Genomic DNA, 10321 nt, shown 5'->3' on the forward strand with positions numbered 1-10321 from the left:
GCCTCGCGCCGCCAGCCATGGGGCTTCTTCACGCGATCTCGTATTGGCCGCCAGCGCCCAGTTACCCTCGATGAACCTTGATCGGCATGGATTCAATTTGAGCGAATCCAGTTACACAGCAGTTACACGGCCCGCATAAACAGAAAAGGGTTACAGGCAAATCACCTGTAACCCTTTGATTTTATTGGTGGAGAGGAAGGGGCTCGAACCCTCGACCTTCGCATTGCGAACGCGACGCTCTCCCAGCTGAGCTACCCCCCCAACGTGCCGATAATTCTAGCACAGCCGTTTTCCCTTTTGCCAAGCCGCCGGCCTCGGGAAAACCTCATCTGGACGACGCGCCCGCCAGCACCCAGTCGACCACCGCGTGGATGTCCGCATCGCTCATCGATGGATGGGCCGGCATCGGAATCATCCCCCACACACCGGAGCCGCCGTCTCTGACTTTGCGCGCAAGTTTGGCCGGCGCCTGCGCATCGCCCTTGTATTTCGCCGCGATCTGCTGAAACGACGGGCCGACGAGCTTGCGGTCTACCGCGTGGCATCCCATGCACGCATTGGCATTGGCGACTTGCTGGCCCCGCGGCGCGTCGGCCGCGTAGGCCGATGACGTTGCCACGACCGTCAGCATGCCGCCGCACCCGAGCGCAAGCACGACGCTCACACGCGCCCAGTGCCCGCTGATGGCGCGAGCCGCAGCGCGCGTCACGGCACCGCCTTCGGATTACCCGGACGCACCGACGTCGAGTTGCCCACCGGCGCCGGCGCCTGCTGCTCGAGCGGCCGCGCGCTCACCGACGAATCGGGGATTGCGTCGACCGTCGGCTCGCTTGCCTCCGGCTGCGATGCGGCCACCGGCGCAGTCGTCGCCGCCGCAGCAGCCGCCGCCGCTTCCTGCGGCTGGATGTACTGGAACACCTTCACGACCTTCACCACGCCCGGCACCCGGCTCGCGACGTCCGCGCCGCGATTGCCTTCATCCATCGTGACGAGGCCCATCAGATAAACGTTGCCGCGCTCGGCCACCACCTTGAAATTATTCGCCGAAATATTCTTTTCGGCGATCAGCGCGGTCTTCACACGGGTCTCGAGATAGGTGTCGTTGGTACGCGACGAGAACGAACTCGCCGGCATGATTGCCAGCTCGTTGACGATCGTATTCACGTTGTTCAGACCGCGCACGATGCTCTCGGCGCGCTGCTTCGACGCATCCCCCGCAACCTCGCCGGTCAGCAGCACGCGCCGATTGAACACCGCCACGTTGACGTGCGCGGAGTCCGGCAGATTCTGGCTGATCTGCGACAGCGCCTTCACCTGGATTTCGCGGTCCTCAGTCTGCGCGCCAAGCGTGCGACGGTCGGTCGCCATCAGCGCGCCGCCGCCCGCCGCGGCCCCGACGGCGAGAAAGCAGCCCTGCAGCGTGGCCGACAGCCCTGCCGCGAACCCCACCACTAGCACGGTTCTCACCAGTGTCTTCTTGACGCGGAATGCGCTCATCAACTAGCTCTCCTTCGGGATCAGTCTCAGTCTTCGCCGAGCAACATGGCATCGATGCCGTCGCACAGGCAGTGGATGGTCAGCAGGTGTACTTCCTGGATGCGCGCAGTGCGATCGGACGGTACGCAAACGTGGATATCGGTATCGCTCAGCACTTCCTGCGCGCGTCCGCCGCCCTTGCCGCTCAGCGCGACGACGATCATTTCGCGCTCGTGCGCAGCTTCGATCGCGGCAAGCACGTTCGCGGAATTGCCGGACGTCGTGATCGCGAGCAGCACGTCGCCCGGCTGACCGAGCGCCCAAACCTGCTTCGCGTAGATCTGTTCGAACGAGTAATCGTTGGCGATGGCGGTGAGCACGGAAGTATCGGTACTCAGCGCGATGGCCGGCAGACCGGGCCGCTCGCGCTCGAACCGGCCGATCAGCTCGGCGGCGAAATGCTGCGCGTCGGCGGCCGAGCCGCCGTTGCCGCACGCGAGAATGCGGTTGCCGTTGGCGAGCGCGGCGAACATCGTGTCGATCGCTGCGGCGATCGGCATCGACAGGGTTTCGAGGGCTTCGAGTTTGACTGCCGCGCTGTCGCGGAAGTGTTGTTGGATGCGTTCGACTGACATCGAGTCTTTATCTTCTACCGCGAATGGACCGCACCGCGCGGCCGTGTTGTGAAGTCATATCGTCAGGCTGCGTCCCGCCGATGAGTCACGCGAGACGCGGCGCGCGACGGCGAAAGACATCATGAAACATGTTGCTTGCTGCATCGTTGCCGCGTATCGCTTTCGTCGTTGCCAACGCGGCCCGGCTTGCGAATGTTGCTCTCCGAGGACCGTTGATAGCGACAGGCGAGCGCAAGTTTATCGCACTCACGCATGCTACCTGCAGGAGCCATCAGACTTCGTCGGCGCGAAACGCATCGCGCAGCCACACGAGCCGGCCGCCGTCGAAGGCGATGACGTCGAAACGGCACGCGGGCTGCTCGCGTGGACTACCGCTTGCCGCGGCGCGCGTCGCGAGGTAATGCCGCGCCGCGCGCACGATGCGCCGCTTCTTGTGCAAGCCGATGCTGGCCGCCGCGCCGCCGTAATGACGCTGCGTCCGCGCGCGAACTTCGACGAACACCAACGCGCCGTCGCGGTCGCGCATCACGAGATCGATTTCGCCGCCCCGGCATGCAACGTTGGCCGCGACGAAACGCAGGCGCTGACGTTGGAGAAATTCGCGTGCACGTGCTTCGAACGCCGCGCCGACGGATTTCGACCCGCGGGCGGCGGAAAAGTTGTGGGGCGGGAGATGTGGGATTACTGGCGAGGTCTTTGTGGCGGCTTCCGGTGATGCTGCTGCCATTCCGGCGGTTCTTGCAATTGCCCGCTCACGCGTGGTTACCGCCGCTACCGCTGGCGTCGTCGGCGAGCCGCGCCGCCGCCCGAGCAGGGCGGATTCGCCCGAGCCTGCATGGCACAATGGCGGCCTCGTTCCGTCTGTTTGCGTCTTCTGTGTCATGACTCCTCTCTCCGAACTCGCGCAAGGGCAGCAGTACCCCGCCGCCGCGCTGTATGTGGTGGCCACGCCAATCGGCAACATCGCCGATATCACGCTGCGCGCGCTGCACGTGCTCGGACTCGTGGATCGCATCGCCGCCGAGGACACACGCAACACCGGTCAATTGCTCGCCCGCTACGGCATCTCGAAGCCGCTCGTCGCCGTGCATCAGCATAACGAGCGCACTGCGGCACAGCGCATCGTTGAGCATCTGCGGGCCGGCGAGCGCGTGGCCTACGTGTCCGACGCGGGCACGCCGGGCATTTCGGACCCCGGCGCGAAACTCGTCGACGCGGTCCGCGAGGCCGGCTTCGCAGTGATCCCGCTGCCCGGCGCTAGCGCGCTCGCGACCGCGCTGAGCGTGGCCGGCGACTGGGTCGCGAGTTTCTCGTTCCTGGGGTTCCTGCCGCCGAAGCCGAAGGCGCGCGCCGCCGCGCTGCACACGCTCGCGACGCATCCGCACGCGATGGTGTTCTATGAAGCGCCGCACCGGATCGTCGAAACGGTGCAAGCGCTCGCCGACGCGTTCGGCGGTGAACGCAAGCTGCTGATCGCGCGGGAACTGACGAAGTTACACGAAGCGCTGCATCGTGGCACCCTGGCCGAAGGGCCAAGCTGGCTCGCCGCCGATCCGAACCGGCAGCGCGGCGAGTTCGTGCTGGCGGTCGAAGGCGCGGCACCAGAAGCCGCTGGCGAAAGCGATCACGACGCGTTGCTGGGCGTGCTACTGGAGGAACTGACGGTGAGCAGTGCGGCAAAAGTAGCGGCCGCGCTCACCGGTGCCTCGCGCAACGCGCTGTACGCGCGCGCGCTGGCGCTGAAGGAAGACAAGCCCGACGCGTAACGCTCCATGTGGACGAAAGCAAAGGGCCGCGTAAAAGCGGCCCTTCGTTTTTCTGCAGAGTAATCACCGGCAATCGTCACGCATAGACAGGCCCGAGCCCGCACCGCGCGAGCGGCGGCACTTAGACGCGCCGCCGTTTCAGCTTACCGGCTTGCATCCGAACCTGAGTTAGATGCCAGCATCTCGTTCATCTCGGCGCGTGCTTCCTGCTGCGTGAGCCCTTCGATCTCGACCTTTGCGGTGCCGCTGTGGCGCATGTCCAGCGCTGAGGCGGCCGCCATCGACAGATCGATCACACGACCACGCGCGTAAGGACCACGATCGTTGATGCGTACGATCACTGAACGCGAATTGGCCGAATTGGTGACGCGCACGTAGGAGCCGAGCGGCAGAGTGCGGTGCGCGGCCGTCAACGCGTGCATGTCGTAGCGCTCGCCGTTGGCGGTGCGGCGGCCATGGAAAAAGCGCCCGTACCAGGACGCGCGGCCGGTCTGGCGGAAGTCGGAAACGCCGGCGTCTTCGTCGGTGAGCGGCTGCGCGTCGGCGAGCGGCGTGCTTGGCGCGGTTGCGCCGGAAGCCGGTGCGGTATCAAAAGACTGAGGTCCGAAGGCGCTCAAGTGCACATTCTTCGTGCTCTGCGGCGCGTCGTTCGCCGAGGTAGCGGTCCCGCCCGGAGGCGTGGCACAGCCGGCCAGTACAAAAAAGGCAAAAATAGTCCCTAGACCACGGGTTAGCCGAGTTTTCATAAGACGTGCAATCAAAGTGTCGAGCCGCGTCACCCAACATGCTTGGCATGTCGCATGCGGCTCCGGCGGTACGGACGACGGCGAACCGCGCGAAAGCGCAATACGCCAAAGCCCGGATGCGGCTCATTCAGCCGCTACCGCACGGTTAATTTTCACGTCTGGCGCAACCTGTCCCCGGCAGCCTGACCAGACCCCACATGCCGCCAATCGAACGTGGCAAACACGTTCTTGCGCGCGCAACTCAGCGTGCAGGAACGGCGGCGTAGGCCCCACCCAGCGTCACGGCGGTAAAGTCCGTAGCAGGCGCGCGGCGCCTGGCTGGGCAAGACGTGTGCATCGAACGCATCGATACTTGATGGCCGTCGGCTCCGACGGCCCTTACTTGAACGGCGAGCGGCGTACCCGTTGATGACAGGGACGCATCGCCTCGTGGCAGCACAAATCAATGTGCATAACCCGCATTATACCCAAAAGAATTTTTTGGGATGGCGAGCGGCACCAAAACCTGGCCAATCTTCACATTTATCGCAAAAATGGCCGCTCCGGAAGCTTCCCCCGAGTCACGCGCGACGCCGTTCGCAGCGGCTGCGGACATGCTCGTGACGCCGGTACAATCAATGTTTTCCAGCGCCGTCCTGACATGAAAATCACCCTGATCCCCGTCACGCCGTTCCAGCAGAACTGCTCGCTGCTCGTTTGCGAGGCAACCGGACGCGCGGCCGTCGTCGACCCGGGCGGCGACCTCGACGTGATCCGGCGCGAGATCGCGCGTCAGAACGTGGCGCTCGAAAAGGTCTTCCTGACTCACGGCCACGTCGATCACTGCGCGGGGGCAAAGGCGCTAGCGACGCACTACGGCGTACCGATCGACGGTCCGCATCCCGACGAGCGTTTCTGGCTCGACAAGCTGCCGGATCAGAGCACGCGTTTCGGCTTTCCGCCCGCCGATGCATTCGAGCCCGACCGCTGGCTGCACGACGGCGACACGGTTCAGTTCGGCGATGAAACACTCGAGGTCTATCACTGCCCGGGACACACGCCGGGCCACGTGGTGTTCTTCAGCCGCGCGCATCGGCTCGCGCTGGTGGGCGACGTGCTGTTCGCCGGCTCGATCGGCCGCACCGATTTTCCGCGCGGCAATCACGCCGATCTGATTCGCTCGATCCGCGAAAAGCTTTGGCCGCTCGGCGATGACGTTACCTTCGTGCCGGGCCACGGCCCGACCTCGACGTTCGGCGAAGAACGCCGCACCAATCCCTACGTCGCCGATGGGGTGGCCGCATGAGCAGTGAAATCTACGTCAGCACCGACGTCGAAGCGGACGGGCCAATCCCCGGCCCGCATTCGATGCTCAGTTTCGCGTCCGCCGCGTACACCGAAGACAAGCAGCTGATCGCGACCTTTTCGGCGAATCTCGAACTGCTCGACGGCGCGTCGCCGCATCCGGTGCAGGAAGCATGGTGGAAGACCCAGCCGGAGGCGTGGGCGGCCTGCCGCACCGATCTGCAGACACCCGCGGCGGCGCTCGCCGCGTACGTCGACTGGGTCGAGGCGTTGCCGGGCAAACCGGTGTTCGTCGCGATGCCGGCCGGCTTCGACTTCACTTATATGTTCTGGTACATGATGCGTTTTGTCGGCCGCTGCCCGTTCTCATGGTCGGCGCTCGATATCAAGACGCTCGCTTTCGCGATGACCGGGCTGCCGTATCGCAAGAACATCAAGCCGCGCTTTCCGAAGCATTGGTTCGACGACCATCCGCACACGCATGTCGCGCTCGACGACGCGATCGAGCAGGGCGCGCTGTTCTGCAACATGCTGAAAGAGCTCCGCGCGAGCCGGCCGGAACAGCCCGCCGCGGACAAGGAAGATGGGGACGCCTCAGGGCAAAACGCCACTCCCGACCCGGTAAATTAGGGCGATCTCCCTCGCACGACCCGTTTTACATTGCGTTTCGTTTTTGAGCCCTCTACCATGCGTTGATACGGCGACGCTAATGGAGGCGCAGTTGACACTCGATACGTTCTCTCAGAAGATCCTGCGCCTGCTGCAACTCGATGCGCGCCGTTCGGTGCAGGAAATCTCCGACCAGGTTGGCCTGTCGAGCACGCCGTGCTGGCGGCGCATCAAGGACATGGAGCAATCGGGCGTGATCCAGCGCTACACCGCGCTGCTCGACCGCGAAAAGCTCGGCCTGCACGTCTGCGCGCTCGCGCATATCCATCTGACCCGCCACACCGAAGGCGGCGTCGAGCAGTTCGAGCGGGAGATCGCCACCTGCCCGGAAGTCACCGAGTGCTACAGCACCACTGGCGAATCCGATTACATCCTCAAGATCGTCGCGCCCGACATCAAGGCCTACGACAGCTTCCTACACGAACGCATTTTCAAGATTCCGGCGGTCGCGCAGGTGCGCACAAGCGTCGTGCTGCGCGAGATCAAGTTCGATACGCAGTTGCCGTTGTAAGGCAAGTCGCGACAACGGGCTCGGGCGGTATCGCCGGGAGTGCGAAGTCAGACATTTGAGGTTGCGCCAGAGCCTCAGCCGGCGTCGTGATGTTCCGCGTTTTTTGACTGTTCGGCCGCGGTGGGGATGCTGATCTCGGCCGTCGCATGAACCTGTGCGGCAGACACGTCCTGTTGCAGCAACACGTCCAGTTTGCGCGCGCCGAGGCGACGCTTGAGCGCATTCAGATCGACGCGGCCGAGCGATTGCGCGTCGTCTTCGAGAACCCGGGCAGCATCCGCGGCGCCTGAACCCGAACTACCGGATGGCGACGCGGCCGGCAATATCACCTCGACATCGAGCCCCGCGCTCAGGTAGTGGAGATTGACCGCCGCCGCTTGCAGCCCGCCGGCCGCCAGTGCCGCATTGACGTCGGCAACCACCCGCTCGCGCGGCGGTAAATCGACGGGCGGATGCGCGAGCGCATCGTTTTCCGGGTCGACATGGATCAGCGCGTCGAGCACGCGTTTGTCGCTCAGCACGCGCAGGCGCGCCGACTCCGCGATGTAGTGCCCTTCCGATACCGAAATCAGCGGGTCGACCAGAATATGCGCATCGACGAGGGCAAAGTCACCCATCTTGCGCGTGCGAAGTTCATGCACATCGCGCACGCCGGGGGTGGAGAGCAACAGCGCGCGCATGTCCGCGGCGGCGGTTTCGTCGAGCGCGCGGTCCGACAGGTCCTGCAGCGCGTCCCAGCCGAATGTCCAGCCCATGCGCGCGACCATGAAGCCGACGATCGCGGCCGCGATCGGATCGAGCAACCGCACGCCGGCCAGGCTGCCGAGCACACCGATCGCCACCACCAGCGACGACGCCGCGTCCGAGCGCGCATGCCACGCGTTTGCAATCAGCATCGCGGAACGCACCCGCTTCGCCTCGCGCAGCATGTAGCGAAACAGCGACTCCTTGGAGACCAGCACCAGCGTGGCGACCGCGAGCGCGCTCGCGTGAATGGCGGGAATGCTGTTCAGATTGGCGAGGCGCGTGCCGGCTCCCCACAACATCCCGACGCCGACCGAAATCAGCAGCGCGCCCAAAAATAGCGAAGCCACCGTCTCATAGCGGCTATGTCCGTAGTTGTGATCGGCGTCGGGCTTTGCGCCGCTGTGCCGATTGGCGATCAGCACGACCAGATCGGAAACCAGATCGGCGAAGGAATGAACGCCGTCGGCTACCAGCGCCTGCGAGTGCGCGAGCGTCCCGATGGCGACTTGCAGCATCATGAGTACGACATTGAGCGCAATACTCACCAACGTCGTTTTGCGTGCAACGCGCTGTTTCTCAGTGGATTGGACGATGGCGGCGGACGGCATGTTTAAAAAGGAACGAGTTCGGTGTCGTTATTGTACGCGCGGCGAATCGGAAAGCGCGTTCCCGTCGCGCCGAAAACCCTTTTGAATCAGTCGCTTATGTAAACGACAAGTATTCGCGTTTCGCCTTTGAAGCGCCTGTGACAAACCTTAATAACATTGTTTGACAAAAAGCCGCGCCCTGAACGGTGCGCGGCTTTCGGAGATCGAGCAGCTGCCAATAAGGGCTGCCCATTGCCAGTAGTCGTATTCCTGCAAGCGGGAAGGATTACCTGCCCGTCGCCGACATTACTTCTGGATCAGGAATTTTTCGCGGTCGAGGCCAGCGATCCAGCGCGGTGGCTTGCCGCGGCCGGACCATGTGCTGCCGCTGTCGGGGTCACGGTATTTCGGTGCGACGCCGGCGCGCGGACGGCTCGCCTTGGCAGCGCCCTTCGGTGCACGGCCGCCGCCGAGCTCGCTCAGAGAAATGCCGTAGTCCGCCATTTTCTGCTTGATTTCATTCAGCACTTCCGCGTATTCACGCGACTTCGCTTCTTCAATCTGCTTTTCGAGCTTCTCGCGCTGTGCGAGCAGTTCCTTGTAAGAGGACATAGTTTCCCTTGTGGTATCGATAAATGACCGCCGATCTGACGCCGGCTCGCCGTTTGAAGTTTCATGCCTCGGAATTTAGATGGCGAGATTAGCACAAAATAGAAAGTCTGCAAAAGAGAAGTGCAATTAATTTAAATTCGTTTCAAAAAATTTCCACGCCCGGCTATGTCTGACCAGTGCCTTTCAATGCGCAATTCGGATTTCACTGAAAAGCGCGCCGGCATCGTCTATTTATGAGATTAACTGGCAGAAAATGCGATTGGACATCGCAATAACGGATCAACTTTTCACGCCGTGAAAGCTTTGGTCGCAAAAAGCAGCGGCTAATGAGATAAAAGGCGCCCTTCACGACTGAGCTCCAGGCACCTTCATCGCAAAACCGATAATGCTTAATCAAGATGCCGCTGGACGCAAACTTCGAGTGCCGCGCGCAACGTGTGGAAGTTGGACCGGGCACCGTCGAATGCGCTTCGCACGCGAGTGCCGTCGCGTTGCAGATCGGCGCCGTAGCGGTCGACACCGAGCAATTTCACCGCGCCGGCGGCACCTAGCCGAGCGCCAAACTCGTCGACTAGCGCGGTCTCTTCATCCGGGTCGAGCGGCGGCAGCACATCGAGCTGGTTGCCGTCGAGCCAACCCATCGCACCGAAGCCGCCGATATACCGCAGCCGTTCGAGCTTCATCGTCCAGAACGAGAAGTCGCCCAGCACCAAATAACGCTCGGCGTCCGGTTGGTAACGCAGATAGCGGCGCACGACTTCAGGCGTCGAATCGAGCGGCTCGAAGGTGCCCAACAGCGTGACGCGCTGGCCGCCGAGCACGTCGCCGTCGGCAGCGTCGACGGCCAGAAAGCCGGCTCGCGGGTCGGCATACAGATTGTGCGTGTGCTCAGCGAGCCGGCTGATCAGGATCGTCGGACGATGCTGTGGGTCCGGCGCGAACGGCAACATCGACGGATAAGGAAAGCCTTCCGGCTGGCGCGCGTGCGTGGCCAGCGTGCCGACCGCCGCAGTGTGCAGCAGGTGCAGCGGAGCGTGAGGGGGGATCTTCAAGAGCGCGTACCTCGGTAGATGGCGGTCAACGGCGATAGGCGGACGTGACGGCGCGGACCCGCCGGACCGGCCTGCCGCCAGTCACATTCAAAACGAATAATCGTCAGTATCCTGCACTGGCATCCCAAGCATAAGACAGCACGCTTCGCTAGAATCGAAAATTCCCTTTCGATGCGCTTTCTCATCCGCTAGCCCCCGCGAGATCTCAGTGCCCGATCACCAAACCTCCGAATTCG

The 10321-nt window shown here is 63.4% G+C and carries 12 protein-coding genes and 1 tRNA gene; 4 read left to right on the forward strand and 9 right to left on the reverse strand.

What is annotated here, in order from left to right:
• Nucleotides 1-185 precede the first annotated feature (185 nt).
• From VGH68_RS16505 to VGH68_RS16525, 5 genes are all read right to left on the reverse strand, one after another.
• Nucleotides 186-261: transfer RNA gene (locus tag VGH68_RS16505), tRNA-Ala, on the reverse strand.
• A gap of 64 nt (nucleotides 262-325) precedes the next feature.
• Nucleotides 326-631 carry a c-type cytochrome gene (locus VGH68_RS16510; protein ID WP_331604733.1) on the reverse strand — a complete coding sequence of 102 codons (306 nt, stop codon included), beginning with the start codon at nucleotides 629-631 and terminating at the stop codon, nucleotides 326-328.
• A 74-nt stretch (nucleotides 632-705) separates the two neighbouring features.
• Nucleotides 706-1497, reverse strand: coding sequence for a BON domain-containing protein (locus VGH68_RS16515; RefSeq protein WP_331604724.1), 792 nt, complete (start codon nucleotides 1495-1497; stop codon nucleotides 706-708).
• 26 nt (nucleotides 1498-1523) lie between these two features.
• Nucleotides 1524-2111, reverse strand: a complete 588-nt coding sequence (locus VGH68_RS16520; RefSeq protein ID WP_331604725.1) for a phosphoheptose isomerase — start codon at nucleotides 2109-2111, stop codon at nucleotides 1524-1526.
• A gap of 271 nt (nucleotides 2112-2382) precedes the next feature.
• Nucleotides 2383-2838: a YraN family protein gene (locus VGH68_RS16525; protein WP_331604726.1), complete on the reverse strand. Its 456-nt coding sequence runs from the start codon at nucleotides 2836-2838 to the stop codon at nucleotides 2383-2385.
• A 154-nt stretch (nucleotides 2839-2992) separates the two neighbouring features.
• On the opposite strand from VGH68_RS16525, the gene rsmI reads away from it, so the two are divergent.
• Complete coding sequence (rsmI, locus tag VGH68_RS16530; protein WP_331604727.1) at nucleotides 2993-3877, forward strand: 16S rRNA (cytidine(1402)-2'-O)-methyltransferase; 885 nt, start codon at nucleotides 2993-2995, stop codon at nucleotides 3875-3877.
• Between the two features lie 143 nt (nucleotides 3878-4020).
• Here rsmI and VGH68_RS16535 read toward each other — a convergent pair whose 3' ends face one another.
• On the reverse strand, nucleotides 4021-4623 hold the full coding sequence (locus VGH68_RS16535) for a septal ring lytic transglycosylase RlpA family protein (RefSeq protein ID WP_331604734.1): 603 nt from the start codon (nucleotides 4621-4623) through the stop codon (nucleotides 4021-4023).
• Between the two features lie 640 nt (nucleotides 4624-5263).
• On the opposite strand from VGH68_RS16535, the gene VGH68_RS16540 reads away from it, so the two are divergent.
• From VGH68_RS16540 to VGH68_RS16550, 3 genes are all read left to right on the forward strand, one after another.
• On the forward strand, nucleotides 5264-5908 hold the full coding sequence (locus VGH68_RS16540; RefSeq protein WP_331604728.1) for an MBL fold metallo-hydrolase: 645 nt from the start codon (nucleotides 5264-5266) through the stop codon (nucleotides 5906-5908).
• Nucleotides 5905-6537: an exonuclease gene (locus tag VGH68_RS16545; protein ID WP_331604729.1), complete on the forward strand. Its 633-nt coding sequence runs from the start codon at nucleotides 5905-5907 to the stop codon at nucleotides 6535-6537. The genes VGH68_RS16540 and VGH68_RS16545 overlap by 4 nt, the downstream gene beginning before the upstream one ends.
• Before the next feature lie 79 nt (nucleotides 6538-6616).
• Nucleotides 6617-7087 carry an Lrp/AsnC family transcriptional regulator gene (locus VGH68_RS16550; protein WP_211193365.1) on the forward strand — a complete coding sequence of 157 codons (471 nt, stop codon included), beginning with the start codon at nucleotides 6617-6619 and terminating at the stop codon, nucleotides 7085-7087.
• 74 nt (nucleotides 7088-7161) lie between these two features.
• Here the strand turns inward: VGH68_RS16550 and VGH68_RS16555 are convergent, their stop codons facing one another.
• The 3 genes from VGH68_RS16555 to VGH68_RS16565 all read right to left on the reverse strand — a co-directional run bounded on the left by VGH68_RS16555 (nucleotide 7162) and on the right by VGH68_RS16565 (nucleotide 10085).
• Nucleotides 7162-8442: a cation diffusion facilitator family transporter gene (locus VGH68_RS16555; RefSeq protein ID WP_331604730.1), complete on the reverse strand. Its 1281-nt coding sequence runs from the start codon at nucleotides 8440-8442 to the stop codon at nucleotides 7162-7164.
• Nucleotides 8443-8727: 285 nt separating this feature from the next.
• Nucleotides 8728-9033 carry an H-NS histone family protein gene (locus VGH68_RS16560; protein ID WP_331604731.1) on the reverse strand — a complete coding sequence of 102 codons (306 nt, stop codon included), beginning with the start codon at nucleotides 9031-9033 and terminating at the stop codon, nucleotides 8728-8730.
• Between the two features lie 389 nt (nucleotides 9034-9422).
• Nucleotides 9423-10085 (reverse strand): HugZ family protein, encoded by a 663-nt coding sequence (locus VGH68_RS16565; RefSeq protein WP_331604732.1) that lies wholly within the window; start codon nucleotides 10083-10085, stop codon nucleotides 9423-9425.
• Nucleotides 10086-10321: the final 236 nt, after the last annotated feature.

This window comes from Paraburkholderia sp. (assembly GCF_036488505.1).
In the GTDB taxonomy this organism is placed as follows: domain Bacteria; phylum Pseudomonadota; class Gammaproteobacteria; order Burkholderiales; family Burkholderiaceae; genus Paraburkholderia.